Genomic DNA, 26,353 nt, shown 5'->3' with positions numbered 1-26,353 from the left:
TTTCATCTCACTGCGGAAAGGTCAGCTTTATGATTCGGCATCAGCATGAGGCGGTTCGCATGAACCGCATCGCGTCCGCCCTGCTGCTTTTCCTGGCTATCTTCATGATATTGCTCGGAGCGATATTCGTCATCGCTTCGGGGACGGAGAACATCCTGGCGGGCGGAGTGTTCCTCGCTATAGCGGCCCTGCTCCTCTTCTTTGTCTACCGTTATGAGAGGATCGAGGCGTCCAAGCCCAAGCTGATAAACCAGACCTTCAATGTTAAGATGGGCGGCTCCGGAGAGCTGAAACAGAGGGAGCTGAAGTGCCGCTCTTGCGGCGCGGCGCTGGAGGACAAGGACCTCAGGGTGGTGGACGGAGGCGTGGTGGTCAAGTGCCCCTACTGCGGGACCATCTATGCGTTCGAGGAGGAACCGAAGTGGTGACCCCACCTTCCAAGAGATGGGCAGCGTCATCGCGCTCCCTCCTTGTCTCCGTCTTGATATTGTTCAGCGTTCTCGTCCCGCTCCCGCTCGTTCCGACGTTCGCGGCGGAGGCCCAGGAGTACTCCTTCTCCGTGGCCGAGGAGCGGGTGAACGTCACCGTGATCCAGGACGGCAGCGTGGACATCGATTACGTCTTCCGCTTCGACAATGTGGCGTTCCTTGACGGCGTGGACGTGGGGCTTCCCAACAGCTATTACGACGCTAACTCGGCCCAGGCCAGCATAGTGGTCGACGGGGTGGCCTATTCGCCCAAGCTGATACATCCCTCCCCGTATGTCGACGTCGGCCTGGCCGTGGAGTTCGATGAAGTCACCATTGAGGAGATAGAGCGCACCGGCTCCTTCGTCCTGAACTTCCACGTGAACAACCCGCACATGGTGTACCGGAACGAGGTCGTGGACGGGACCGTGGGGGTGCAGTTCAAGCCCGCCTGGTTCGATCCGGACATGCAGGTCGGCAACACTGGGCTCCTGAACGCCACCATATTGATGCCCGCAGGCTTCACCAATATTTCCCAGGTCATGTGGTTGCAGGACCATCCCTACGACGCGCTCTATATCGATGAGGCGACCGGACGGATGGCCGCCACCTGGCAGTTCACCGGTGTGGATCCGGTGGACCAGGAGAGGGGCGCCTACAACGTCGGCGCCGGGTTCCCCCAGGAATACGTGGACGCCTTCTTCGAGCCGGGCGGCTCGGGCGGCCTTCTCGGGGACCTTGGCACGCTCGTATGCCTGTTGCTGCCCCTCATCCTCATCGCCGTGGTTATGGTCGTCATCATCGTCAGCATCGCCAAGGCCAGGAAAAGGAGGGAGGACTACTTCGAGCCGGAGATGAACGTGGTCGGGGCGGGACCCCGCAGGGACCTTACCGCAATCGAGGCGGCGGTGGTGCTGGAAAAACCCCTGGATACGATCGCTACCATGATCCTCTTCGGGCTTATCAATAAGAACAAGGTACGGGTGCTGTCCGATCAGATGCCCATGCGCCTGGAGAAGCTCTCCGACCAGGGCGACCATGACTACGAGACGGCGTACCTGGGAGCGATCGAGGGCGACGGCACGGTGTCCCGGACGGGGCTCCGCGGCACCATGGTGGACCTCATCCGCGCCACCTCCAAGAAGGTGCAAGGCTTCGACATAGAGGCGACCAGGTCATATTACCGCTCCATTGCCGACAAGGCCTGGAAGCAGGTCATCGAGGCCAAGACGCCCGAGGAGTTCTCCCGATCCCTCCAAGAGAGCAACGGCTGGATGATGCTGGACCGTGATTATGAAGCGAGGATGCGCAGGGACATCTTCCCCCTCCCCATCCTCCTGTATCCCCGCTACGGTCCGATCCCCGGCTGGCCGCAGGAAGCCGGTCCGGGGGTGAAGACCATTGCCCAGGACTACGTGGACAAGGTGCGGACCTCCAGCGAGAACGTGGTGAGGGACATCAGGGGGCTGACCCGCGAGGTCGTTCCCTACACCAATCCCGTTCCCATACCTCCGCCGGTCGCCCAAGGCTCGGGCGGGCACGGGGCCAGCTGCCACTGCGCTTGTGCTTGCGCCTGTGCATGCGCCTGCGCGGGAGGAGGGCGCTGATGCCTCTCCGCGACCGGTGGAGCGACCTGCTCGGCAGGGGCCTGGAGCCGGGGGCCCACCGCTTCGACGGGAAGGGCGACCTGGCCCACCACCGCTTCCATCTGAGAGTGGATGCGTGCCACCGGGGCGTCCTCATCGTCGACGCCTCCCGCCTGGTGGAGCTGAACGGCACCGCCCTGGACTACGCCCGCTGCCTGCTGGAGGGCCGTTCCGAGAAGGACGCGGCGCGGTACATGACGCACCGGTACAAGGGCCTGGGGGCCGAGACCGCCCTGCGGCACTACGCTCAGGTGAAGGAGCGGCTGGAGCGATTCATCCAAGGGGATGATGAGGTCATGTGCACCATAGGGCCCAACAAGCCCACCATCGGGGCGGACGATTTCCCCGCCCCGTACCGCATGGACCTTATCCTGACCTACCATTGCCAGAACCGATGCGGCCACTGCTATAACGAGCCAAGGCAGCTCGACGAACTCGGGACCGAGCGGTGGAAGGAAGCCATCGCGCGCCTCTGGGAGACAGGGGTGCCGCACGTGGTGTTCACCGGCGGCGAACCGACCCTGTTCCCCGGCCTCCGCGAACTCGTGACCGCGTCGGAGGAGTTCGGACAGGTGACGGGGCTGGTGACCAACGGCCGCAAGCTCCGCGAGCCCGGGTACCTCCGCGAGCTGGTGGAAGCAGGCCTGGACCATGTACAGATAACCGTGCTTTCGCACCGCGATGACGTTCACGACCGCTTGGCCGGGGACACTGGGGCGTGGAAGGAAACCATCGAGGGGCTGAAGACGGCGCTGTGCGAGGACCTGTACGTCAGCACGAACACCACCATCATGAGTTCCAACCTGGAGGAGATCGAGGGAACGATGCGCTTCCTCATCTCCCTGGGAGTGAAGAACATCGCCTTCAACGGGTTGATACGCTCAGGCCGGGGCAAGAACGCCGAAGGCGTGGAGATGCGGCAGCTGGAGGATGCGCTGGTGCGGCTGAAGGCCGTGGCTGAGGAGGCGGGGGTGAGGATGACGTGGTACACCCCGACCCCCTACTGCGAACTGAACCCCATCAACCTGGGGCTGGGGATCAAGCAGTGCACCGCCTGCTCCCTGAACATGGCCGTGGAGCCGGACGGGGCCGTTCTGCCGTGCCAGAGCTACTACCGGCCGCTTGGCAACATCCTCGTGGATGATTGGGCGGACATCTGGAACCACCGCCTGTGCAGGGACATCCGGGAGCGGAACTACCTCGACGGCAAGTGCGTGGACTGCGGGCTCCGGGACACCTGCGGGGGCGGCTGCCCCCTGGCCCGGGAGCATGGCGACTACTCTTGCCTCGACCCCCGCCCCGGGGCATGACCCTTCCTGGCGATGGCGTAGAAGATGGGATCGAACTGGAAGAGGCTGCCCTCATCCAAAGCTTCAGCCCACGCCGCCTTGACGCTTTCGAGCCCCTGCCCCTCACCTGCGGCATCGACTATCCACCCCCACTCCTCCTCGGCGTTCCGGCGGATCTCCTCGATGTTCCAGGCGCCGGGGTAGATGCCGATCCGGGGTACCAGGCCACAGGCGTGGAACAGGCCCGACAGCTTTCGCCCCATGAGCGGGTCGGCCCCCTCCAGCCTCATCCCTTCCACCACCAGGTCGCGGACCGGTGCCAAGGCCGCAGGATGATCGATCCGGCCCCCGTGGTCCGGCTCGGCCAGGCACAGCACCCAGCCCCGGGACACCCGGACCATCTCTCTCAGCGCTATTTCCGGGCCCTTGGTCCACAGCAAGAGGAAGGAGCAGCAGACGACATCGAAGGAGCCGTCCGCGAAAGGGAGCGTGCAAGCATCCCCCTGCAGAGCTTCAAGGCCTTTGCCCCTCGCTTTCCTGGCCATCCCGCGGTCCCGGTCCAGCACCGTGATGTCCATGCGGGAGGAGAGGTCCTCGGCCATCACGCCGGGGCCGCCGCCGACGTCCAGAGCGGCCGGCTTAGCGGCCGCAAATGTCGGGAGGACAAATGTGTCCAGGAGCCACAGGCGATACTCCTTCAGCCACAAGCTTTGGCGAGCAAGCTGCGCTTCATCGGTGAGTCCGGGGGCGCTCATCGAAGGAACGGAGCCCCTGGGCAAGCATAACACTTTTCTCGAGGAGATGATTGAAGAAGGTTAAGCGGTTTTCAGGCGGCATTCCTCTCTCAGCTGCGCCTCGAAGTCGTCGAACTTGACGCCGTACCGGGGAGCCTTGGTCCCGTGCCGCCGGACGGCCAGGGTGTCGTTCTGCTCTTCCTTGTCCCCGATCACGATGATGTAGGGGATCTTCTGCAGCTCGGCGTCCCTGATCTTCCCCTCCACCGTGCCGTAGCTCACGTCCAGGTCGACCCGGTACCCCTGGTCGAAGAGCTTGTTGCGAACGTCCTCGGCCGCCTTGGCGTTGTCGTCCTTGAAGGCGATGACGCGTGCCTGGATGGGAGCGAGCCAGACCGGCAGGTTCCCGTTCAGGTGCTCCAGCAATATGCCGATGAACCTTTCCAGGGAGCCGTAGATGGCCCGGTGCAGCATTATGGGGGTGTGGTCCTTGCCGTCGTCCCCCACGTATTTGATCTGGAACCGCTCGGGCATCTGGAAGTCCAGCTGGATAGTGGCGGTCTGCCACTCCCGGCCCAGGGAGTCCTTTATCTTGAAGTCGATCTTGGGGCCGTAGAACGCGCCGTCCCCCTCATTGACCTCGTACTTTACGCCCCGGTCATCCAGTGCGTTCCTGAGAGCGGCCTCCGCCTTCACCCACAGCGCGGGATCGCCCATGGAGTTCTCCGGCTTGGTGGACAGCTCCATGCGGTACTCGAACCCGAACAGCTTGTAGAACTTGTCGATGAGGTCGATGACCCCGTTGATTTCCTGCTCCAGCTGCTCTTCCGTGCAGTATATGTGCGCATCGTCCTGGGTGAACTGGATGACCCGGAACAGGCCGGACAGCACCCCGGAAAGCTCCAGCCGGTGGACCTCCCCCAGCTCGGACATCCTCAGCGGGAGCTCCCTATAGCTCCTCTCCCTGCTGCTGAACACCAGCAGGCCGCCCGGGCAGTTCATGGGCTTGACCGCGAACTGCCGGTCGTCGTAGTTGGTCAGGAAGATATTGTCCTTGTAGTGGCCCCAGTGCCCGGAGACCTTCCACAGGATGTCGCTCATGACCTGGGGCGTCTTTATCTCCTGGTACCCTGCCTTCCTGTGTTCCTCTCTCCAGAAGTCGATCAGGGCGTTCCTGATGATCAGCCCCTTGGGGTGCCAGAAGACCATTCCGGGAGCGACATCGTAAAAGCTGAAGAGGTCCAGCTTCTGCCCGATGATCCGGTGGTCGTTCTCCTTCAGGTTCTCCTTGCTGAGCCTTGCCTTGGAGATCTGCTTGAGCAGCGCAGCGGGGTCGATGGCCTCGGCCTTCTTCTCGGCCACCTTGATGTCCCTGGACAGCTCCGAGAGGGGGTGGCCCTTGCAGGCGATGTCGAAGGCCTTGTACCAGCCGAAAGGAGCGCGGTGGGTCTCGATATCATCGTCCATCAGAAGCTTCTCCATGTCCCGGAGCATCTTCTTACCGGCGGCCGGGGAGGACAGGGATGAAGACAGGTGGGCATAGGGGTACAGGACCACCCTCTGCGCCCCGACCTTGCCGACGATATCCTTGATGTTGGCAACGGCCTGCTTGGCGACCGCCTCGGGCTCCGCCTCGTCCTGCTTCTCCACGCTGATGAACGCCACGAGAACCTCGTCGTACCGCCCGTGCTTCTCCTCGTCAGTGATCTGATCGGCGACGGGCGTGGGCTTCTTGACGTTGAACTCCAGGAAATCAGCGTGAATGAATAAGGTCTTCATCGAGGGGGCAAGTAACTCCTGCCCTATATTTGTTCTTTTACGAACGGCAACACGCTCGCGGCATGGTGCCAGGCGGGGCGGTCGTGCCGCCCCCGAGCGCGCGTCCCGGATGGATGGGTCCGCCCCCTGCGGTCCGCGGCCCTGTCATCGGTCCGGGGTTCTATGGACCATAATGTTAAATCCAGAGAGTGAAATCTCTGGCGCGATGCAGAGCGGAAGGCGATCGCTTACAAGCTCAAAGAGCGGAGCCAAGAGCATCTTGGCCATCATCATTGTGGTAGTTCTCCTGGCCTCTACTATTGGAGCGTTCCTGTTCGTTACCGGGGACGCCTCGGCGAGCGGCACGGAAGTAAAGATCGGTTCCAAGGTCAAGCTGAGCTATATCGGCAAGCTGCCGGACGGGCGCGTGTTCGACACCTCCATCTACTCTGTAGCCGTCGACAACACCACTTATCCGAAGACCCCTCTGTTCAGCTTCTCGGGGACCAGCGACAAGCCTCTGGAGCTGACCGTCGGCCAGGGCGGGTACATCAAGGGCTTCGAATATGGCATCCTGGGCCTGAAGGCCGGGCAGACGAAGAACATCTCCATCCCGGTATCCCTGGGCTACGGTGCGATCGACAGCACCAAGCTCGTGACCTTTGATCTGACGGAGACCGTCCCTGTCACCGATGTTCTGACTACGGCCGAGTTCAAGACTATCTTCGGCGTGGACGCCACGTCCGTTTCCAAGATCACGGACCCCCGGTACGGGTGGGATGTCTGGGTGATCGGTGTGGATCCCGTCACCGGCCAGGTCACCGTCTGGAACGATGTGACCAGCGGCAGCACCTACAAGGCCTACGCCAACTCGGACGATGCATCCTATGGGTGGGACATCACCGCAACCGTCAGCGGGGGCAGCATCACGGTCGTGCACCAGCTTGACGGGTCCAGCGCCGGGTACGTGAAGGGCTACGATGGGGGCGACTCCTCTAAGTTCATCGTGTACCAGGTCGCCGACGGAAAGGTGACCATCAACACCGACAGCAAGGCCGAGGTCAAGGGGACCACCATATACTTCGTGGTCACAATCCTCAGCGTGTCCTGAAACCCTTTGAACCTTCTTCCCATCTTTTCATTGTCTCCCTGCCGATGAGCGCAGCCCCCGCTCCCAAAATCAGACCTCCGATGACGTCCGCGGGCCAGTGGACCCCCAGGAACAGGACCGCCAGCGCAGTGATAGCCAGGACGGCCGACAGCGCCACGCGCGCATGTCTCCTGTCGATGAGAGCGAACAGCGCCGCGCTCAGCTGGGTGACGTGCCAGCTAGGAAAACTCCGGCCGGGCGTCCCCAGGTCGGAGTGCAGCGGCCCCAGGACCGGATCGGAATACAGCAGCGGCAGTATGCCCGAGCCGGGATGCAGGGACGGCCTGGCCGAAGGGAACGCCAGGTGAAGGGCGATCCCGGACACGTACGCGATGGCGAGGCACAGGCAGTAGGTCCTCAGGGCGGGGACCTCGCCCCTCCACGCCAAAGTGAGAGGGACGACGATGAGCACGAAGGGAAGGCCCAGGATGTATGCAAGGCCGAGGGCCAGAACAAGGGGATCGGCGGGAAGGACGGCTTGTAGCCAGGACGGGATGCCGGGGAGAAAGGAGCTGGTAAAGGAGGTGATGTGCACTCCCACCGGCGAGCTCAACGGCACCGCCCTATTCATGGCGAGCTCAACGGCGTTGGACATGACCAGGAGCAAGAGCCAGGGCCACGCCGCGGAAAGGCTCTTTAGCAGAACGGAAGGTGAACGCCCCCGGGACAGCAGCGCGGCGGTGGTCGCGGCGGCCACGATCAGGACGAGGAGGACCGCGGTCCCAGGCCCCATGGGTCCACCTACTCCTCGGCGGCCCGGAGATATACCTTCTCAAGGTCCCTGGCCACGATGTTCCAGTCGTACTTCCTCATGTGGGCGCGGGCCTTCGCCCCTACCTCCCTGCGCTTCTCCCGGTCCGACAGCAGGAGGTTCAGAGCCCCCGCCATCGCCGGGGGGTCCTTGGGGGGCACCAGTATCCCGCCGTCGCCCACGATCTCGGGGAGGCCGCCGACCTGGGTGGCCACTACGGGCTTGCCCCAAGACATCGCCTCCGCCGCCGCCAGGCCCAGCGATTCGAACAGCGAGGGCATGGCGAACACCGAGCAGGAGGACATCAGCCTCTGCTTGGTGTCCTCGTCGACCTGCCCGGTGAACTGCACCCGGTCCTCCAGGCCCAGCCTCCCGGTCAAGGACTCCAGCCTATCGCGGTCCGGGCCGGAGCCCATGATGACCAGCCTGCCGTCGACCTGGGCCATGGCCTTGATGAGATAGGGCAGCCCCTTCGTGCCGACCAGCCTGCCGGCGAACAGGACGAAGCCGTCATCATGCCCGTTCCCCTCGGCCAGGTGCACCCCCGTTGGCACCACGTCCAGCTGCGCCTCGTCAAAGCCGCGCGACAGTAGGTCCCTCTTTACGAAGTCGGTGACGCAGATGACCCGGCGGTCCCTGATGTGCCGGGCGAAGAGGGAATCGTTGACCGTGCTGGCGGCCCCTATGAGCCCTTTTCCCTCGCCGAAGGTATTGTGGAATGTGAAGACCCACCTCCCGTCATACTCTGTCATGGCCCGGGTGTAGGAAGGCGCCCATCGGAAATGGAAGTCCACCAGGTCCGGCTCTATGCCGTTCAGCGCCTCCAAGACCCCCGGGGTAGAAACGAAGGGGGGATTGTATATGTTCAGGAATCGGGAGGGCAGCCTGCGGACGGTGTACCCGTCGATCTCCTCCACCTCCTTTGCCCCGTCCAGTTGGGCCGTGAGCACTACGACCTCATGGCGGCGGGAGAGGTGTTTGCACACCTCATGGACGCGGTGCTCTATGCCGCCCATGTACGGATAGTGGTACGGGTTAAGCTGGACGATACGCATTATCCATCCTCTTCTTCCGGATGTAAGTGGCCACCATGCTCAATGCTATGACCGCCACGATCATCGTCAGGGTGACCAGCCACGCAATATCGTTGCTCAGGTAGATGAAGAACAGGCCGCTGAGGACCAATATGACGCCGTATTTGCAGGAGCCGCCTATCATCACGTAGGTTAGGGACTTCCTCAGGTTCCACCCGCACAGCGCCACGAAGGCTCCCAGGAACGGAAGGATCGGAGCGACCCTGTTCACCAGGATCATCCTCTCGTCCGGGACCACCAGGAAATCGCGGAACTTGCGGACCGCTCTCTCTATCCTGCCTGATAGCCTGACGAACTTTACCACCGAATACAGCGTCAGGACGCCCAGGACCTCCGCGATCACTATGGTGGCGAGCATGCCCACCCCGAACAGGAACTGATCCGCACCGGTCTGTATCCCTGAGTTGAAGATGATCACGGTGAACAGCTCTGGGAGAGTGGGGAAGAGGATCGAGTCGACATAGAACAGTATGAATATGCAGATTAGCGCCCCCCACAGTCCCAAGGGCTTGAAAAGCTCACTGATTAGGTCACCGAAGGAGCTGAAGTCCATTCGGGTGGGTACAGCCTGTCCCCATTAGAAAACCTTTCCGTTAATGGCCGTTGGCCTTGTGTTCGACGGCGTACTTGTACAGGTCCACCAGCTTGACCGCGCTCTTCTCCATGCCGAAGGCCTCGGCCTTCCTGCGCGCGTTCTTCCGGACATCCTCGCCGCTCGAGAGCGCCGCGGACATGGCATCGGCGCACGAATCCGGCGAGTCATCGAAGAGGAAGCCGTCCTGGCCGGGGGTCACCAGCTCGGCGACGGCCCGGTAGTCGATCCCGGCCACGGGCTTCCCGCTGGCCATGGCCTCCAAGGCCGCCAGGCCCTGGGTCTCGAACTTCGACGCGATGGTGAAGGCGTCGCAGGCCGCGTAATACTGCGGCAGGTCGGCGTCAGGAACGAAGCCGGTGAATATGGTCTTCTCCTCGATCCCCAGCTCCGAGGCCATCTTCTGGTAGTGCTTCTTGGCTGGCCCCTCCCCTACGATCATTAGCCGGATGTCGCGGTCCTCGGCGGAGAGCTTCCTGAACCCTTTCAGCACCAGGTCCAGGTTCTTCTCCCAGGCGATCCTGCCCAGGTGGAGGAGCACCTTCTCCCCGTCCAGGCCATACTTGTTCCTGACCTCGGAGCCGTCGTTGGCGGGGCTGAAGCGGGCGGTGTCCACCCCGGTGGGAATGACCTCGATGCGCTTCATGTCGGGAGCGTAGTTCAAAAGCTCGGTGCGTATGGCGTCGGTTGGGGCTACCACCGCGTCAGCTCTCTCCAGCAGCTCCCGGAGGTATATCCAGAACAGCCGGTTGGTCATCCAGTCCGGTATAGGTATCCTGGCGTAGTACTTGGCCGCGTCGGTGACCATGGTGTGAAACGTCACCACCACCGGCTTGGACAGCGTCCTCCCGGCGAACATGCTGCGCAAGCCCATGAACAGAAGGCCATGGGTATGGATGAGGTCGACGTTCAGCTCCCTCAGTATCTCGCACTTGTTGGTCGGGAACATGGGGATCATGTAGCCAGGGTAGCTCTTGAAGCCCCTGGACTTGAAGTAGTATACCCCGCTCTCCCGGTCCCGGTAGTCCCAGGGCTCCGGGGCGAATATGAACACTTCGTGTCCCAGCTTCTCCAGTTCCTGCTTCGTGAGCAGTATGGAGGTGACCACCCCGTCCTTGGAAGGGAGGTACGAGTCGGTGAACATCGCGATGCGCAAATCCATCACCTTAGAACGCGCCCGAGCTTGGCGAGCAGTTCCTCAGGGCCCTGGGCCAGCAGGTATATCGCCGGCGATCGGGGGCCGCTCTTTATCAGAACCGCGTCAGGTACAAAACGTAGCTCCCTTAATACATCTTCCATGCTCAGGAGGCCGCTCTCCCGCTCCTTGGCCACTGCGTCGGCCGCCACCACGCTGAGCCCACTCTTTCTTAGCGCTTTCTCCTGCCGTTCCGAGGCCGGGAGGTCCAGGCTGGCACGGACGCCCTCGTCGAAGCGCATGGCCGTGAGCACCGGCGCGGCGTCCTCGGGCGAGGTATCGAAGCTTACGCCCCCGGCCCGCGCGCCGTACGCGATCCTCTCGTCCACGCTGCATACGTCGCCGGGGACGGCCGCTCCCGGCAGAGCGTAGAGGATCTTGCTCCCCCTTTCCGGGACCCACTCCGCCGGGACCAGCCCGGCATAGCTCTCCGCGGCCCGCTTCAGGCGGTCCGCCGCGTCCCACCGCTGGGCGTTCCTTACTACCCTGCCGATGGGGTCCACCACGGGGACGCCTTTCCCCACGGGATAGTTCGAGCGCACCGCCTCATTGATGATGATCTTCGCCGCCACCGCCGCCTCCCAAACCCCCATGCCCTTGGCCAGGTTGGCCGCCAGGAAGGAGGACAGTATGCACCCCCCTCCGTGCCCGCGGACCTCCAGGCGGGGCACTTCCAGCTGCAGGAACTTGCCGTTGAAGTACAAAGTGTCGGTGCAGGTGGCGCATTCCCCGTCGCCAAGATGCCCTCCCTTGAGCAGCACCGCCTCCGCGCCTATGTCCCCCAGCTCGCGGCAGGCTCTCCTCACGTCATCCTCGTTGCGTATCCTACGCCCCACCAGCGCCTCCGCCTCAGGCACGTTGGGCGTGAGGATGGTGGCCAGCGGGACGATCCTTTCCTTGATGGCGTCCACCAGGTCCGCGCGGCCCAGGGGGTCCCCGACCCCCGCTACCAGCACCGGGTCCACCACCAGAGGGACGTCCTCCCCGGATAGGCGCTGAGCCACCGCCTCCGCGATGGGTGCGGAGAACAGCATGCCGGTCTTGGCTGCCGAGACCGGCACGTCCTCCAGGACGGAGTCGATCTGGGAGACGACCACCTCAGGAGGGATGGGAAAGATGGAAGCGACCCTCTGGGTGTTCTGGGACGTGACGGCGGTCAGCGCGAACGCGGCGTGCACGCCGAGGGAGGCCATGGCCTTTATGTCCGCCTCGATGCCCGCCCCGCCCGAGGAATCGGAGCCCGCGATGGTCATTGCTACGAGCATGCCTCCACCAATCCACTACTGCTGATATAACTGCACCGCACCCGTTGGGCCCGCCCAGGTTTTTCATGTCCAGCGACGTGCGGTGTGGCAACTTTTAAATACACACCTACCTTACGAATAGACAATGAAGGCGACCAGCGGGCACTTCGTTTTCGACGATTCATTTGAGTTCAAGGACCTTGAGGAAGTGTTCCCGGAGATCCTGACCAACTTCCTCGAGGAAACGGACCAGATGCCCGATGACGATGACGTTATGCAGATGTTCATCTTCCTCAACGTCCAGGCGCTTCGCAGGAACGAGAAGCCCGAGGGGTACAACCGCAAGGGCCGCATGAGGCTCATCTTCCCCATAGGGGAGAACCAGTTCTACATCAAGTCCAACAACGCCAGCAGCGAGGTCGTCCGCCTGGGCGAGAAGATCAGCAAGATGCTGTCCAAGGCAGGGATCAAGCACACTCTGGAATGGAACGCTCTGGGCCGGCCGGACGAATAAGCCTCACTGCCGGGAGCCCAGCACCGCGCCGACCATCGAGCCGAACGTTATTATCGCCGCCGCCAGCACCGCCCAGTCCACGCTGACGCTCTCCGCGAATATTATGTCCGCAGCGGTCCTGACGAAGAAGAGCGTTATGGCGAAGTAGACCACGCTCAGCAGGATCATCACGATGGTGCTCACCATCGCGGTGATGATGGCCCTGCCGGTGTCCCATACCATTCGTCGGTCCCTCCGCTATTGGACTCTCAGCGCCGCGGATAAATAACTTGTTCACGGGTCCGGGGCGGCAGCGCGGCGTTCAGGCCGACCGGGCCAGGTTCGCGAACGCTTTCCGGATGTTCTCCCGCTCCCTGGCCGCGAACACGCCCTGGCGCTCCAGCGACTCGGTGGCATGGTGGACCTGCTCCGGCATAGCGTCCGGCGAGGTGCCGCCGAGGGAACGGCGGCGGCGCACGCACTTCTCGATGGGCAGGACCTCAAACACGTCCTCCCCGATGAGGCCGCTGAACGTCACCAGCTCGTCGAGGGACAGGTCGTCCAGCCGCTTCCCGCGGTCGATGCAGTAGCGGACCGCCCCGCCCACGACCTCGTGGGCCTTGCGGAACGGCATGCCCTTGACCACCAGGTAGTCGGCCAGGTCGGTGGCGTTGAGGAACCCCTCCTTGGCGGCCTCGAGCATGCGGTCCTTCCTGAACTTCAGGGTGGATAACATGGCCCCGCACATGCGCAGGCAGGGGACCAGGCGGTCGTACGAGGCGAACAGTGCGCCCTTGTCCTCTTGGAGGTCCCGATTGTACGAGAGCGGGAGGCCTTTCATCGTCACCAGGATGTTCACCAGGTCCCCGATGGCGGCCCCCGCCCGTCCGCGGGTGAGCTCGGCCACGTCGGGGTTCTTCTTCTGCGGCATGATGCTGCTCCCGGTGGAGTAGGCGTCGGCCATCTCGATGAAGCCGAACTCGGGCGATGACCAGTACGCCAGCTCTTCGCACAGGGACGACAGGTGCACCGCGCACAGCGAAGCGTTGAAGAGGTACTCGGCGACGAAATCGCGGTCCGAGACGCCATCGATAGAGTTGGCGCAGGGGGCCTCGAAGCCCAGCAGCTTGGCGGTGTACCGGCGGTCGATGCTGTACGTCGTCCCCGCCAGGGCGGCCGAGCCCAGCGGGCTGACGTTCAGCCGCTGGTACGAGTCCATGAGGCGCTCGGCATCCCTCTGCAGGCGGGCCTGATGCGCCATCAGGTGGTGGCCCACGGTGATGGGCTGGGCGTGCTGCATGTGGGTGAAGCCGGGCATCAGGGTCTCGGCGTTCTCCTTGGCGGTGTCGATGAGGGCCTTCTCCAGCCCCATGATGGCGATGACGGTGTCCAGGACAGCGTCGCGCAGGAACATGCGGACGTCGGTGACGACCTGGTCGTTGCGGCTCCGCGCGGTGTGCAGTCTGGCACCGGCGTCCTTGACCTTGTCGGTGAGCAGGAACTCGACGTTGGAATGGATGTCCTCCAGCTTCGGGTCGATGGGGAGGGTGCCGTCCTCCACCTGGGCCAGGATCTCCTTGAGGCCCGCCTCTATCTTCTCGCCGTCCTCCTTGGAGATGATGCCCTGCCGGGCGAGCATGCGGGCGTGAGCTATCGAGCCCATGACATCATAGCTTGCCAGCCGCTGGTCCACATCCAGCGATGAGGTGAAGGCCAGAGTGGACTCGGCCGCGCCTTCCTTGAACCGTCCCGACCACAATACTTTCTGATCGTTGCTCAATGACATCCCTCTTTGTTGTTCCAGAACGAGTGTGCAATAAGCAGGTGAATAAAATAAATTTGGGAAAGGGGTTTGGCCGTTACTTCTTGGCCTTCTTGACGGCGGTCTTGGCGGCGGCGACCTTCTTCTTCGCTGGCGCCTCCACGATCTTCACCTTGGACCTGTGGGCGGCGGCCACGGTCTTCAGGGGCAGGCCCCACACGTAGATGAAGCCCTTGGCAGAGGTGTGGTCGAACTCGTCACCCTTGGCGTAGGTGGCCAGGCCCTCGTTGTACAGCGAGTACGGCGACTCGCGTCCCACCACCTCGGCGCTGCCCTTGTACAGCTTCACCCTGATGGTGCCGGTGACGTACTCCTGGGTCTTGTCCACGAAGGCGTTCAGCGCCTCCACGAGCGGGGAGAACCATAGGCCGTCGTACGACATCTCGGCGAAGCGCTGCTCCACGCCCTTCTTGTAGGAAAGCGTGTCCCTGGTCAGCACCATTCCCTCCAGGGCCTGGTGGGCCTTGATTAGAACGACGGCGGCGGGGCACTCATAGGTCTCGCGGGACTTGATGCCGACCAGGCGGTCCTCCACGTGGTCGATGCGGCCCACCCCGTTCCCGCCGGCCAGCTTGTTGAGGCGGACGATCAGCTCAACGGACGGGAGCTTCTTGCCGTCCAGGGAGACGGGGACGCCCTTCTCGAACCCTATCTCGACGTAGGTGGGCTTGTTGGGCGCCTTCAGCGGGGACACCGTCCACTCGTGGGAGTCCTCGGGAGGCTCCTTGGAAGCGTCCTCGATCACGCCGCACTCGCAGCTGCGGCCCCACAGGTTCTCGTCGGTGGAGTACGGGCACGCCTTCTTCACGGGGATGGGAATGCCGTTCTCCTTGGCGTAGTCGATCTCCTCCTCGCGGGTCATGACCCACTCCCTCATGGGGGCGATTATCTTGAGGTCCGGGGCGAGGGCGCCGATGGAGACGTCGAAACGCACCTGATCGTTCCCCTTGGCGGTGCAGCCGTGGGCGATATGGGACGCGCCTTCCTTCCTGGCGACATCCACCAGCAGCTTGGCGATGAGCGGCCGGGCAATGGAGGTGGACAGGGGATACACTCCCTGGTACAGGGCGTTGGCCTTCAGGGCCGGCCAGCAGTACTCCTCGGCGAACACCTCCTTGGCGTCCAGGGCGTACGCGGACACCGCGCCGATCCCCTTGGCCCTCTCCATGTTCGCCTTCATATCCCCGGGCTGGCCGACGTCTATGGACACGGCCACGACCTCAAGGCCGTACTTGTCCTCCAGCCACTTTATGGCCACAGAGGTGTCCAGGCCGCCGGAGTACGCCAGGACGATCTTGTTCTTGGTGGAGCTTGAACTCTTACCCTTCTTGTTGCTGGACTGCATTACGATCTTTCGGTCCACCTTGAACAGATTATAAAGGATTGATGAACGACCTCCGACAAACAGCACCTTCGTAGTCCCTTGGGAGACACCAGGGAAGGCTCAGGGGCCAGCTAGTCCCTTCTGCAACAGCTAGGGGGTGTAGTGTCTCATTTGGGTCATCATCCTTAAGGTTCGCACCTTTTTATCACAGCCTCTTAACACGAGCTACGAGGACAACTGGAATGATAAAGGCCGCGATCGTTGGAGGTTCCGGGTACACCGGTAGCGAGCTGGCACGCATTCTCTGCCGGCACCCCGAGATATCGCTGGAGGCTGTCACCTCCAGGCAGAACGCCGGTACGCCGGTGTCGAAGATACTCCCCTTCCTGAAAGGCTTCACCGACCTCACCTTCGAGGCCCAGCTGGCCGACGGTGCGGACTACGACGTGGTGTTCGCCGCCACGCCCCACGGGGCGTCCATGGCGGTAATCCCATCCCTCATGAAGAGCGGGACCAGGGTCATCGATCTCAGCGGCGACTACCGCCTCCGGGACCCCCAGACCTACGAGAAATGGTACGGGCACCCCCATACCGACCTCCCCGGGCTGGGGAAGGCGGTTTACGGCATGGCCGAGCTGTTCAAAGACGACATCGCCAACGCCCGGCTGGTGGCCAACCCCGGCTGCTACCCCACCTGCTCGGTGCTGTCCCTCGCGCCGTTGATGGCCTCGGGACTGGCCGAGGGCAAGGTCATCGTGGACGCCAAGAGCGGAACGTCCGGCGCGGGGCAGGAGCCGTCCAAGAGGCTCCACCATCCCGCCTGCGGCGCGTCCGTCACCCCATACAGCATCGGCGCGCACCGCCACACTCCCGAGATCAAGATGGTCCTGGAACGGGTGCGCGGCGTTCCCACCGAGGTCGTGTTCACTCCTCACTTGCTGCCGATCGTGCGCGGCATGCTCACCACCAGCTACGTCTCGGTCAAGGAGGGCACCACCGCCGAAGACGTGGACAAGGCATACTCTGATTTCTATTCCGGCCGCAGGTTCGTCCGCCCCTCCGTCGCTCCGGCGATCCCCGCCACCACGGGGTCGAACTTCTGCGAGATAGGGCATCAGCTGGTGGGGGAGAACACCGTCGTGGCGATGGGCGCCCTCGACAACCTGGTCAAGGGCGGTGCCGGCCAGGCCGTGCAGAACGCGAACATAATGTTCAAATTGGATGAGGCCATGGGGCTCGACTATCCCGGTCTGGGGGTATGAAGGATGGAAATAATCGATGGCGGAGTAACAACTCCCAAGGGTTTCAAGGCGTCTGGAGTTCACTGCGGCATAAAGAAGGAGCGGCTGGACCTGGCTATGATCTATTCGGAAAGGCCGGCCTTTTCCGCCTGCGCGTACACCCAGAACAAGATGCGGGCGGCGCCCATCGAACTGATGATGAAGCGGTCCAGCCCCAAGCTGCAGGCCTTCGTGATCAACAGCGGCAATGCCAATGCCATCACCGGCCCCCAGGGCATGAAGGACGCCATCGCCATGTCCGAGATCGCCGGCAAGGCGCTTGGCCTGGAGCCTGAGATGGTGGGCGTATCGTCCACCGGGGTCATAGGGCGCTTCCTGCCCATGGAGAAGCTCGCGGCCGGGATCAACGCATCGCCGGCCGAGATGGGGCGCGGGCGGGACTACGATCACAAGGCCGCGCAAGCCATCCTCACCACCGACAAGGTCATCAAGGAGGCTGCCTGCCAGGTAACGCTCAAGGACGGGACCGTGGTCACCATCGCCGGCATGGCCAAGGGTTCCGGCATGATCTCGCCGTCCATGAAGACCCAGCACGCCACCACCTTGAGCTTCATCACCACCGACGCGGTGCTGACCAAGCCGCCGCTGTACAAGTTCCAGGATTGCATCAACAAGAGCTTCAACATGATCAACGTGGACGGGGACCAGAGCACCAACGACATCTCCGTGCTGATGGCCAACGGGGCCGCCGGCGGAAGGGCCGTGGATGACGATCACGAGTTCTGGAAAGGGGTCCTGTACGTCCTGCAGTCCTTGGCCAAGATGGTGGTCATCGATGGGGAGGGCGCCACGAAGCTCATCGAGCTGCACGTCTCCGGTGCCAAGACCGACAAGGAAGCGAGGACCACCGGCCGGTGGATCATCTCGTCCAGTCTGGTCAAGACCGCCATCTTCGGCGCCGATCCCAACTTCGGGAGGGTGCTCGCGGCGCTGGGCAACTCCGGCAGCGAGTTCGATATCGACAAGGTCAGGCTGACCATCGGCAGCGCAGGACAGGAGGTCATCCTCTTCGAGGGGGGCGTCCCCCAGGTCAAGCCGTGCTCCGAGGCCGAGGTCACCGCCCGCAGGCTCCTGTCGCAGCCCCGCATCACCATGTCCCTGGAACTGGGCGTGGGGAACGGGTACGCTGAGGCATGGGGCTGCGATCTCACCTACGAGTACGTGAAGATCAACGCCGAGTACACCACCTAAGGCGGCGGCCATGAACGCGTCGAGTTCCACGGGCAAGCGCATCCTCATCAAGTTCGGAGGGAACGCGCTGAGCGGCGAGGGCGACCTGAAGCGCTTCAGCGAGGACATCGCCCGGCTCCTGCGCTCCGGCGTCTGGCCGATCATAGTGCACGGCGGGGGGCCGGAGATCAGTCAGGAGATGGAGAGGCGCGGCCTCAAGGTGAAGAAGGTCTCCGGGCTGCGCGTCACCGACGACGCCGCGCTGCAGGTGGCCGCTGAGGTACTGGCCCGCATCAACTCCGAGATAGTCGCGTCGCTGAAGGGCGAGGGAGTGGATGCCGTGGGCATGTGCGGCTGCGACTCCCGCGCGGTGGTGGCGGCGAAGATGCCGCCGGTGGCGGCCAAGGACGAGGGCGGCAGGGACATCAAGGTCGACCTGGACCGCGTGGGCGAGGTGTCCCGGGTGGACCGCTCGGTCCTGGAGCCCCTGGTGGCGTCGGGGAAGGTGCCGGTCATCTTTCCCATATGCGCCGGCGAGGATGGCGGCAGGCTCAATGTAAACGCCGACACTGTAGCGGCCAGCGTGGCCAGGGCGGTCGGCGCGGACGAGATGATATTGGTGACCGACGTGCCGGGCATACTGAAAGGGGGCGAGGGGGGCAGGGAGGTCATCCCGTCCCTTACCCTGTCCGAGGTGGACGAGCTCATCGCGGGGGGCGTCATCACCGGGGGCATGATCCCCAAGGTGGAAGCGTGCCGCGCCGCCCTCGGCAGCGGCGTCAGCGCCGTGCTCATGCTGAACGGGAAGGAGCCGCACTCCATGGTGAGGAAGATGATCCAGCACGAGAAGATCGGCACCGAGATAACGGTCGAGTGATTATGAATATCGAACAAGTCAAGGAACTGGACAAGCAATACCTGTTCCAGAACTACGCGCGCCAGCAGGTGTGCTTCGATCGCGGCGAGAAGGAGTTCCTCTACGACCTCGAAGGCAAGAGGTACATCGACCTGGTAGCGGGCATCGCCGTCGTTTCGCTCGGCTACTCCCACCTCGCGGTGGTGAGGACCGTCTGCGAGCAGGCCCAGAAGCTCATGCATGCCTCGAACCTGTACCTGAACAGGGAGCAGGCTTTGGCGGCCGAATCTATCGCCTCCATCGCCCCGGCGCCCCTGAGTGCCACGCTTTTCGTCAACAGCGGGGCAGAGGCCAACGAGGCCGCGCTGAAGCTTGCGGTCAAGCATACCGGGCGCACCCGCCTGGTATCGACCAACAACTCCTTCCACGGCCGCATCGCCGCGTCGCTGTCGGCCACCGGCCAGCCGAAGTACCAGCATGGCTTCGAGCCCCTGCTCTCCAAGGCCTTCGACTTCGTCGACTACGGCGACGTCGAGGCCCTCAAGGGCGCGGTGACCAAGGACACCGCGGCGTTCATCTGCGAGCCGATCCAGGGCGAGGGAGGGGTGATCCCCGCCGGCGAGGAGTTCTTCCGCACCGCCCGGGACGTGTGCGACGAGAAGGGCGCCCTGTTCATAGTGGACGAGGTCCAGACCGGGATGGGGCGGACGGGCAAGTGGTTCGGCTTCCAGCATTACGGCGTGGTGCCGGACATAGTGAGCCTGGCCAAGGCCCTGGGGAACGGGGTCCCCATCGGGGCGTGCCTGACCTCCCGGGAGATAGCGTCGACCTTCACTCCCGGAACGCACGGCACCACCTTCGGAGGGAACCAGCTCGCCTGCGCGGTGGCCAGGACGGTCATCGAGACCATGAAGGCCGAGAGGATCCCCGACCGGGCCGCCGACATCGGCGGAAAGTGGATGCGGGAGCTGAGCTCCATCGCCTCGGGGTCCGACGTCGTGAAGGAGGTCCGCGGGAAGGGGTTCATCATCGGAATGGAGATGGGCGACGAGGCCAAGAGGCTGCAGGAGCTGGCGTTCCGGAGCGGCATCCTGGTCAACGTCTGCGCTGGCAGGGTGGTCCGCCTGATCCCGCCGCTCATCGTGAGCGAGCGGTCCCTCCGGGAGTTCAACGGCATCTTCAAGAGCTTCCTGGCCTCCTCGGCCAAGGGTTGAGCTCGCCCCTTCCTTCCTTTTTTCATCCTGTGAGCGCGGCCGAGCTCGCGCATGTATTATGACGGCGGGCCGGGATTATCCCCCGGATCACTGATATGGACCTCGGACCGAGGAGCATCAAGGAATATTATGAGGAGTACCTGCCCCTGGGCGACCGGCTGGGCGAGTGCTTCTACGCCGTATGGATGGTGGTGGTCACCCTGGGGCTCTTGGGCGGCATCGCCGGCTCCCGGCTCGAGGTGCTCACGGTCATCCTCCTGGCCTTCTCGGTGAACGCCGTATGGGGCATCATCGACGGCCTCTCCGTGATGTACGGGAACCTGATAAACCGGGCCAAGGCCGACCAGGTGGTGTACGACCTCCAGGTCCTCAACGACCCGGGGACCAGGGGTTCCGCCATGGATGCCCTGGACGACACCATCGCCGCCGGGCTGAGCAGGGAGCAGAAGAAGCGCATTCTTGACGAGATCGCCGCGGGCGTCCCCGAGCGGGACCCCCGCACCGCCTCGTACCGGCCGGGCAAAGCGGACCGGCGCTATGCCCTGGGGATCGTGGCGATAGACGTGCTGTTCGTCATCCCCCTGGTGGCCCCGCTGCTCCTGTTGGGGGACCTCAAGGGCGGGATATACTGGTCGCGGCTGATGGCCACCGCCATGATGGCCGTCCTGGGGGCGGCTTATGCCAGGAACCTGAACCGCAGGAGGTGGCCGGCGGTCCTGTTCCTGGCTGCGCTGGGATTCACGGTGTTCTCCATCAGCTATGCGACTGGTTGGTAGGCGCGGGCGTCACCCGAAAAGCCGCTTGAAAGTGTCCTTGATGACCGACCCGGCCGGGGGGAGAACGAACCATACGAACTCGTCGCAGCCGATGCACCGCTGTTCCACTCCCACGGAATCGTCCGTGAAGGTGATCTGCTGGCGAAGCCCACATTTGGGACATTGGACCGTCTTGGTCAAGGGGACACTGCGATGCATGCTGGACCATTGCATCCCCTCGGTGAAAAACATTAGGGGCTCACTCGTCGTCGAGGCTCCACTCGTCCTCGGGGAAGTCCCAAGGCTGTCCGCGGAGGTAGCCGTCCACCACCGCTTCCGACATCTCGATAGTGATGGTGTATCCGTTCTCGTCCTCCTCTACGGCCCTGACGAAGCCTATCAATATATCCTGCTCCTCGAACGGGGCGAAGCCGTCGGTCCTGAACCGCTCCGCCAGGCTCCTGGCCTTCTCGTCTGAGCGGGCCGCTTGGATCTTCAGTAGGACGCTCGGCTCAGGCATCGTTCAATTTCAATGCAAGGTCGCCTTATTTCAAGTGATGGCATCACTTCGGCGGGAAGGGGAGGAAATCATGAGCTATCTCGGCGCCCGGCCGCTGGCGTGGTGGCCCCCCAGCGGTCCCTGGTGAAAACATTTAAGAGCAGACCCCGTTATTCTCTCGACCCAATGAAAAAGGAAGTGCAGAAGGAGAGCATAGCTGAGAGGACCAGGGTGTACATTGACGCGCACCCTAGCGTCAAGGATTGCATTTCCAAGGATCTCATAAACTATTCTTCATTGGCCCGGCTCATAATGAGAGACCTCAACATATCCAATGAGGAGGCCGTCATGATCGCCTGCCGCCGCTACGCCGTGAAGCTGGGGAGGCAGGACCATGAGAACGAGATCCTCCGCGTGCTGCGAAACTCCCGCCTGGAGCTGAAGACCAAGATCTGCATTGTCACCGCCAAGAACGACTGGACGGTCCTGCACCGGCTGGAGGCCATCTTCAAGAAGCTCCTCAACGAGAAGTCGATCATGCAGGTGATCCAGGGTACCCAGGCCATCACCATCATCGCCGATGAGAAGCTGAAGGCCGAGGTGGTGAACTCGGTGGGGCCGGAGAACGTGGTCAAGACTCGTATGAACTTAGTGGAGATCTCGGTGAAATCGCCGGAGCGCATCAGTGAGACCAGCGGCGTGTTCGCGTACCTGGCCAACAACCTCGCCGACGGGGGCATCAATGTCCTGGAGTCGGTCAGCGTGTTCACCGACACCATCTTCATCGTCGACGCCGACGACATGATGCAGGCGTACTCCATCCTGTCGAAGTGCATCGAGTCCGCGGAAAAGATGAACCCGGAAGATTGAGGGCAACTTTGGCTTTCCATCCGCCCCACAAATCACTTTGTGGCGGAGGGTTCGAATCCCTCCGTGTGCGCCTCCATTCCATTCGGACATCCAGTCCTTAAAGTCGATAACCATTTTCGGCGCTCTGGAGGGAAGTTGCATTAAATGTCATTATTTTCTTTCTCAGCCACAATCATGGCTGAAGGTTCCCCTATGGCTTAGGATGTCGGCGCCAATATCTACGGGCCGGTTCGAATCGAGCAGAGGCTGGACAGAATTGAGAAAAAAGTTGACTATGATAGAATGTCATCCTTTTTGATCCAACGTCATTCTTTCCGATAGCTCTTGTGCAATCCTAGGCCCATCATTCATCGATCATCTTCATGTTAGATGCGGCATGGCATTGGCTTGGTTCTATGGGTCTTCTGTTTGCTTTCGCCAGTTCGATATGCGAGACTACGTGAAATTGAAGCCTCTGACTATGAAGAGACATCATTGGTCGGAGGTGGAGTCATCGTTATCGTTACTATGGTGTAAACCGATATGTCGCGCCACGCCAGAAACGGTATTATATCGCCCGAGCCCAACGTTGTAGCGACAGGACATGGGGAAGCACGCCAGGATCGTAGTCGAGCCTCCGGGGCCGAAGGCTCGCGCTCTTATAGAAAAGGACCGTCGCTACATCGCCACCGCCACCAAGGCCCACCCGCTGGCAATTCGTGAGGCCAGGGGAGGGACCGTCACCGACGTGGATGGCAACACCTACATAGACTTCGTCGCGGGGGTCTCTGTTCTCAACGTCGGCTTCCAGCACCCCGCGGTGGTCAAGGCGGTGCAGGAGCAGGCGGGCAGGCTGTTCCACTACGCTGGCACCGACTTCTACTATGACGCCCAAGTCGAGCTCGCCCAGAAGCTTGATGAGGTGACGCCCGGGAACTATGAGAAGAAAGTGTTCTTCAGCAACAGCGGGGCCGAGAGCAACGAGGCGGCCATGAAGCTGGCCCGCTGGCACACTGGGAGGAAGAGGTTCATCTCCTTCATCGGTGGCTTCCACGGCCGCACCATGGGCGCGCTGTCGCTGACGGCGAGCAAGGCCGTGCAGCAGGAGAGGTACTTTCCCCTGGTGCCGGGGGTCGAGCACATCCCCTACGCATACTGCTACCGCTGCGCCTACGGCATGAGCCCGGAGAGCTGCGGCATGCACTGCGCCAAGGTCCTGGAGGAAGTGTACTTCCCGACCTTCCTGCCGCCCGAAGAGGTGGCGGCGCTGTTCGTGGAGCCAGTGCAGGGGGAGGGCGGCTACATCGTGCCGCCCAAGGCGTTCGTGCCGGAGATATCGAGGATATGCCGGGAGCACGGCATCCTGCTGGTGGATGACGAGGTCCAGGCCGGAATGGGCCGCACCGGCAGGATGTGGGTGATCGAACATTCCGGGGTGGTGCCGGACGTATTGTGCACCGCCAAGTCCCTGGGCTCCGGCACTCCCATCGCGGCCACGGTGTTCCCCGCCCCCATGGACTTCGGGCCGGCGGCCCACTCCAACACCTATGGCGGAAACCTTCTCGCCTGTGCCGCCTCCCTCGCTACGTTCAAGGTCATCGAGGGCGAGGGCCTGGTAGCCAATGCGGAGAGGATGGGAGCTTACCTGAACAAGCGCCTGTCGGAGCTGCAAGAAAAGTTCGACGCGATTGGCGACGTGCGCGGCCTGGGGCTGATGCAAGCCATCGAGCTGGTGAAGGACCGCCGCACCAAGGAGCCGGCCTCCGAGTTCAGGGATGGGGTGACCGATTTCTGCTTCAGGCACGGGCTCGTCCTCCTCGGAGCGGGGCGATCAGCCATACGCTTCGTGCCTCCCCTGAGCACGGACGAGAGCGTAATCGACGAAGGGATTGATATCCTCGCCAGCGCATTGCGCGACGCCGCAAGGTGACGGAATGAAGCACTTCAGGGCGAGCTCGGGCGAGTGGGTGGAAGGGAAAGGGTACCGCAAGAAGAGGCTGCTGGGCCAGGGGTTCCTGCCGAAGAACGTCGACCTGGTCCAGGAGGTCCGCTTTCGGAGGGGAGAGGCGGTGCCGCCGCACTACCACAAAGTCCAGACCGAGGTATTCTATGTCCTTGGCAGAGGCTCCTTCGTCGTCAGCGGTACCCGCCTCTCCCTGGAGCCCGGGGACATTGTGGTATGCGAGCCGGGAGAGGTGCACGAGACCCCCGCGGCGGAGGAGGACTTCGGGTTCCTTGTGCTCAAGGTCGACTACCGGGATGATGACACTGTCTGGCTGTGAGCAGGACATGGACTGGTGACGTGCTGCATCGACTCCGTCAAGCCCCGGCTGGATGATCTTATCAGGCCCCATGGATAGTTTAATATGGAAAGTATACTTTCCATATTCAGGCAACGGAATGAAGAACCGGCTTGAAGAGCTTCGCAGGCGGCGAGGTCTGAAGCAGGAAGAACTCGCCGATCTTCTGGGAGTATCGAGACAGACCATCGGGTCCCTGGAGAACGGGCGGTACAACCCATCAATAGAGCTGGCGTTCAAGATCGCGAGGTACTTTGACCTGAGCATCGAGGAGGTCTTCATTTATGAGGGGGCGTGACCAATGAACGGGAAGAATCTCTTGCCATATGTGCTCCTGGCAGCGCTGGGCGCGACTTTGCTCGCCATAGGGGCCTTTGTCTTTGTCGACGAAAGCGTGAAAACGATCTCGGGCTTATGCTACGGGCTCGGTGCCGCGGCGGCATCCGTGGGCATCGGCAACGTGGTTATCAGGCTGTTCATAAACGAGGACGGGGAAACGATGAGGCGGAAGGAGATCGAAGTGAACGATGAAAGGAACGTGAGGGTCCGGGAGAAGGCCGGGTCAAAGGCCAATTTCCTCATCGTGCTCGCCATATCGGCGGTCATCATGATATTGGGGATCATTGGCGCGGATGTCGGCGTCCTCCTCGTAGTCTCATCTTTGTTGGTGCTGGAGCTCGTGCTGGTTATCTCCCTGACCCAGTATTATTCCAGCCGAATGTAGCACGGCATGGCCGTTCATGGGGATAATTGGAGCCACCAGGGAGATTCGAACTCCCGACCTGCTGATTACAAGTCAGCCGCGCTACCGAGCTATGCCATGGTGGCCTATGACCTCGAATTCAACACTGTGATTTGAACTTTATGTGTGAGGCGGCCTCGGATGAAGGCAGGGGTAAAATTCAGTCCGGCGGGAGCATGCTCCACACACATTGAAAACAGGGCCTGCCGGAACACCACAAACTATAAAATCAACGAATTAATGACACCACCTCATATTCAGCCATTGATTCAGGGTGATATTTATGTCCAATGAAGATACCAACCAAGCCGCTAAGGTCGTCAAGGGAGACATTGTACGCATCGACTTCGACGGCTGGACCGAGGATTCGAACGAGATCTTCGACACCACCAACGCCGAGACCGCCAAGGACAACGGCGTCTACAACGAGAAGCTCCAGTACGTCCCCATCCCCATCTTGGTCGGGGGCGGCAGAGTGTTCCCCGGCCTGGATGAGGCCCTTGAGGGCGCTGAGGTCGGCAAGGAGTACGACATTGTGGTCCCGGCCGAGAAGGCAGCCGGGCAGAGAGACCCCAAGCTCGTGGAGATGCTCCCTCTCAGGGAGTTCCTGAAGCAGGAGATCGAGCCCCACGTCGGCATGGAGGTCAACATCAGGAACCGCGTCGGCATCATCACCGCCGTCACCGCCGGACGCGTCCGCGTCGACTTCAACAGGCGCCTCGCCGGCAAGAACCTGAAGTACCACTTCAAGGTGCTCTCCAAGACCGAGGGCGACGAGGAGAAGGTAAAGAGCATTCTGGAGATGGACTACGGCACCACCGAGGGCTTCGGCATCACCGTCGACGGCAAGGACGTCAGCATTGTCCTGCCCGATGTCGGCAAGTACGACCAGAAGTGGATGCTCGCGAAGTACCGCGTCGTGGCCGACCTCAGGGAGGCCCTGGGCGCCCTGAACGTCCGCTTCATCGAGGAGTACGTCAAGAGCGCTCCCGCCGAGGTCGCTGAAGAAGCTGCCCCGGAGGAGATCGCCGAGGAAGAACTCCCCCAGGAGAAGCAGTAAGCTCAAACCCCTCAGCAAACCTTTTCTATCCAATTCCCTTATGCGAAC

The 26,353-nt window shown here is 62.5% G+C and carries 28 protein-coding genes and 1 tRNA gene; 16 read left to right on the top strand and 13 right to left on the bottom strand.

The genetic code is table 11. The features are described from left to right. Positions 1-59: 59 nt before the first annotated feature. The 3 genes from WYS_RS06210 to WYS_RS06200 are packed head-to-tail and all read left to right on the top strand — an operon-like array spanning position 60 to position 3,423. Complete coding sequence (locus tag WYS_RS06210; RefSeq protein ID WP_019177304.1) at positions 60-428, top strand: hypothetical protein; 369 nt, start codon at positions 60-62, stop codon at positions 426-428. Then, positions 422-2,074, top strand: coding sequence for a hypothetical protein (locus tag WYS_RS16305; RefSeq protein ID WP_187120199.1), 1,653 nt, complete (start codon positions 422-424; stop codon positions 2,072-2,074). The genes WYS_RS06210 and WYS_RS16305 overlap by 7 nt, the downstream gene beginning before the upstream one ends. Then, positions 2,074-3,423 (top strand): radical SAM/SPASM domain-containing protein, encoded by a 1,350-nt coding sequence (locus WYS_RS06200; protein WP_162137707.1) that lies wholly within the window; start codon positions 2,074-2,076, stop codon positions 3,421-3,423. The genes WYS_RS16305 and WYS_RS06200 overlap by 1 nt, the downstream gene beginning before the upstream one ends. Here WYS_RS06200 and WYS_RS14590 read toward each other — a convergent pair. Both WYS_RS14590 and thrS read right to left on the bottom strand, forming a co-directional pair. Further along, positions 3,390-4,157, bottom strand: a complete 768-nt coding sequence (locus WYS_RS14590) for a class I SAM-dependent methyltransferase (protein ID WP_019177301.1) — start codon at positions 4,155-4,157, stop codon at positions 3,390-3,392. The genes WYS_RS06200 and WYS_RS14590 overlap by 34 nt on opposite strands. Before the next feature lie 60 nt (positions 4,158-4,217). Continuing rightward, a complete protein-coding gene (gene thrS, locus WYS_RS14585) occupies positions 4,218-5,915 on the bottom strand; it encodes a threonine--tRNA ligase (RefSeq protein ID WP_019177300.1) in 1,698 nt (565 codons plus the stop codon). 259 nt (positions 5,916-6,174) lie between these two features. Between thrS and WYS_RS14580 the strand changes: the two genes are divergently transcribed. Next, complete coding sequence (locus WYS_RS14580; protein ID WP_162137706.1) at positions 6,175-7,005, top strand: FKBP-type peptidyl-prolyl cis-trans isomerase; 831 nt, start codon at positions 6,175-6,177, stop codon at positions 7,003-7,005. On the opposite strand, the gene WYS_RS06180 is transcribed toward WYS_RS14580, so the two are convergent. The 5 genes from WYS_RS06180 to thiD are packed head-to-tail and all read right to left on the bottom strand — an operon-like array spanning position 6,992 to position 11,941. Continuing rightward, positions 6,992-7,777: a phosphatase PAP2 family protein gene (locus WYS_RS06180; RefSeq protein WP_019177298.1), complete on the bottom strand. Its 786-nt coding sequence runs from the start codon at positions 7,775-7,777 to the stop codon at positions 6,992-6,994. The genes WYS_RS14580 and WYS_RS06180 overlap by 14 nt on opposite strands. A gap of 8 nt (positions 7,778-7,785) precedes the next feature. Next, positions 7,786-8,850, bottom strand: coding sequence for a glycosyltransferase family 4 protein (locus WYS_RS14575; RefSeq protein ID WP_019177297.1), 1,065 nt, complete (start codon positions 8,848-8,850; stop codon positions 7,786-7,788). Beyond that, positions 8,831-9,442, bottom strand: a complete 612-nt coding sequence (locus tag WYS_RS06170; RefSeq protein ID WP_019177296.1) for a hypothetical protein — start codon at positions 9,440-9,442, stop codon at positions 8,831-8,833. The genes WYS_RS14575 and WYS_RS06170 overlap by 20 nt, the downstream gene beginning before the upstream one ends. 40 nt (positions 9,443-9,482) lie before the next feature. Beyond that, complete coding sequence (locus WYS_RS06165; RefSeq protein ID WP_162137705.1) at positions 9,483-10,637, bottom strand: glycosyltransferase; 1,155 nt, start codon at positions 10,635-10,637, stop codon at positions 9,483-9,485. A gap of 5 nt (positions 10,638-10,642) precedes the next feature. Beyond that, positions 10,643-11,941: a bifunctional hydroxymethylpyrimidine kinase/phosphomethylpyrimidine kinase gene (gene thiD / locus WYS_RS06160; RefSeq protein ID WP_019177294.1), complete on the bottom strand. Its 1,299-nt coding sequence runs from the start codon at positions 11,939-11,941 to the stop codon at positions 10,643-10,645. 124 nt (positions 11,942-12,065) lie between these two features. Here thiD and WYS_RS06155 point away from each other — a divergent pair, with 124 nt between their 5' ends. Then, positions 12,066-12,434, top strand: a complete 369-nt coding sequence (locus WYS_RS06155) for a hypothetical protein (protein ID WP_019177293.1) — start codon at positions 12,066-12,068, stop codon at positions 12,432-12,434. Between the two features lie 3 nt (positions 12,435-12,437). Here the strand turns inward: WYS_RS06155 and WYS_RS06150 are convergent, their stop codons facing one another. The 3 genes from WYS_RS06150 to WYS_RS06140 form a co-directional block, all read right to left on the bottom strand. After that, entirely contained in the window at positions 12,438-12,656 is a 219-nt protein-coding gene (locus WYS_RS06150) for a hypothetical protein (RefSeq protein ID WP_019177292.1), read from the bottom strand. A gap of 79 nt (positions 12,657-12,735) precedes the next feature. Beyond that, a complete protein-coding gene (gene argH, locus WYS_RS06145) occupies positions 12,736-14,199 on the bottom strand; it encodes an argininosuccinate lyase (protein WP_019177291.1) in 1,464 nt (487 codons plus the stop codon). A gap of 73 nt (positions 14,200-14,272) precedes the next feature. After that, the gene (locus WYS_RS06140) at positions 14,273-15,580 is read right to left on the bottom strand and encodes an argininosuccinate synthase (protein ID WP_019177290.1); all 1,308 of its coding nucleotides are present in this window, start codon (positions 15,578-15,580) and stop codon (positions 14,273-14,275) included. Positions 15,581-15,801: 221 nt separating this feature from the next. Between WYS_RS06140 and argC the strand changes: the two genes are divergently transcribed. From argC to WYS_RS06115, 5 genes are all read left to right on the top strand, one after another. Beyond that, positions 15,802-16,821 (top strand): N-acetyl-gamma-glutamyl-phosphate reductase, encoded by a 1,020-nt coding sequence (argC, locus tag WYS_RS06135; protein WP_019177289.1) that lies wholly within the window; start codon positions 15,802-15,804, stop codon positions 16,819-16,821. Positions 16,822-16,824: 3 nt separating this feature from the next. Next, positions 16,825-18,051, top strand: coding sequence for a bifunctional ornithine acetyltransferase/N-acetylglutamate synthase (gene argJ / locus WYS_RS06130; RefSeq protein ID WP_019177288.1), 1,227 nt, complete (start codon positions 16,825-16,827; stop codon positions 18,049-18,051). A gap of 10 nt (positions 18,052-18,061) precedes the next feature. Further along, a complete protein-coding gene (gene argB, locus WYS_RS14570; RefSeq protein ID WP_019177287.1) occupies positions 18,062-18,907 on the top strand; it encodes an acetylglutamate kinase in 846 nt (281 codons plus the stop codon). Between the two features lie 2 nt (positions 18,908-18,909). Then, the gene (locus tag WYS_RS06120; protein WP_019177286.1) at positions 18,910-20,100 is read left to right on the top strand and encodes an aspartate aminotransferase family protein; all 1,191 of its coding nucleotides are present in this window, start codon (positions 18,910-18,912) and stop codon (positions 20,098-20,100) included. Between the two features lie 95 nt (positions 20,101-20,195). Continuing rightward, positions 20,196-20,876, top strand: coding sequence for a hypothetical protein (locus WYS_RS06115; RefSeq protein WP_019177285.1), 681 nt, complete (start codon positions 20,196-20,198; stop codon positions 20,874-20,876). A 9-nt stretch (positions 20,877-20,885) separates the two neighbouring features. On the opposite strand, the gene WYS_RS06110 is transcribed toward WYS_RS06115, so the two are convergent. Continuing rightward, positions 20,886-21,074: a hypothetical protein gene (locus tag WYS_RS06110; protein ID WP_026068858.1), complete on the bottom strand. Its 189-nt coding sequence runs from the start codon at positions 21,072-21,074 to the stop codon at positions 20,886-20,888. Positions 21,075-21,114: 40 nt separating this feature from the next. Continuing rightward, complete coding sequence (locus tag WYS_RS06105) at positions 21,115-21,375, bottom strand: hypothetical protein (RefSeq protein WP_019177283.1); 261 nt, start codon at positions 21,373-21,375, stop codon at positions 21,115-21,117. A 165-nt stretch (positions 21,376-21,540) separates the two neighbouring features. Between WYS_RS06105 and WYS_RS06100 the strand changes: the two genes are divergently transcribed. The 5 genes from WYS_RS06100 (at position 21,541) to WYS_RS06080 (ending at position 25,227) form a co-directional block, all read left to right on the top strand. Beyond that, on the top strand, positions 21,541-22,224 hold the full coding sequence (locus WYS_RS06100) for a DUF7523 family protein (protein WP_019177282.1): 684 nt from the start codon (positions 21,541-21,543) through the stop codon (positions 22,222-22,224). Between the two features lie 583 nt (positions 22,225-22,807). Further along, positions 22,808-24,133, top strand: coding sequence for an acetyl ornithine aminotransferase family protein (locus tag WYS_RS06095; protein WP_019177281.1), 1,326 nt, complete (start codon positions 22,808-22,810; stop codon positions 24,131-24,133). A gap of 4 nt (positions 24,134-24,137) precedes the next feature. Next, on the top strand, positions 24,138-24,485 hold the full coding sequence (locus WYS_RS06090; RefSeq protein ID WP_019177280.1) for a cupin domain-containing protein: 348 nt from the start codon (positions 24,138-24,140) through the stop codon (positions 24,483-24,485). A 118-nt stretch (positions 24,486-24,603) separates the two neighbouring features. Continuing rightward, positions 24,604-24,801 (top strand): helix-turn-helix transcriptional regulator, encoded by a 198-nt coding sequence (locus WYS_RS06085; RefSeq protein ID WP_019177279.1) that lies wholly within the window; start codon positions 24,604-24,606, stop codon positions 24,799-24,801. 3 nt (positions 24,802-24,804) lie between these two features. Continuing rightward, positions 24,805-25,227, top strand: coding sequence for a hypothetical protein (locus WYS_RS06080; RefSeq protein WP_019177278.1), 423 nt, complete (start codon positions 24,805-24,807; stop codon positions 25,225-25,227). A gap of 27 nt (positions 25,228-25,254) precedes the next feature. Here WYS_RS06080 and WYS_RS06075 read toward each other — a convergent pair. Beyond that, positions 25,255-25,331: transfer RNA gene (locus tag WYS_RS06075), tRNA-Thr, on the bottom strand. A 197-nt stretch (positions 25,332-25,528) separates the two neighbouring features. Between WYS_RS06075 and WYS_RS14565 the strand changes: the two genes are divergently transcribed. After that, positions 25,529-26,305 (top strand): peptidylprolyl isomerase, encoded by a 777-nt coding sequence (locus WYS_RS14565; RefSeq protein WP_019177277.1) that lies wholly within the window; start codon positions 25,529-25,531, stop codon positions 26,303-26,305. The last annotated feature ends 48 nt before the right edge of the window (positions 26,306-26,353 follow it).

Source organism: Methanomassiliicoccus luminyensis B10 (assembly GCF_000308215.1).
Lineage (GTDB): Archaea > Thermoplasmatota > Thermoplasmata > Methanomassiliicoccales > Methanomassiliicoccaceae > Methanomassiliicoccus > Methanomassiliicoccus luminyensis.
The sequence above is the reverse complement of the archived record's forward strand: the minus strand, read 5'-3'. Positions and strand labels throughout refer to the sequence as shown.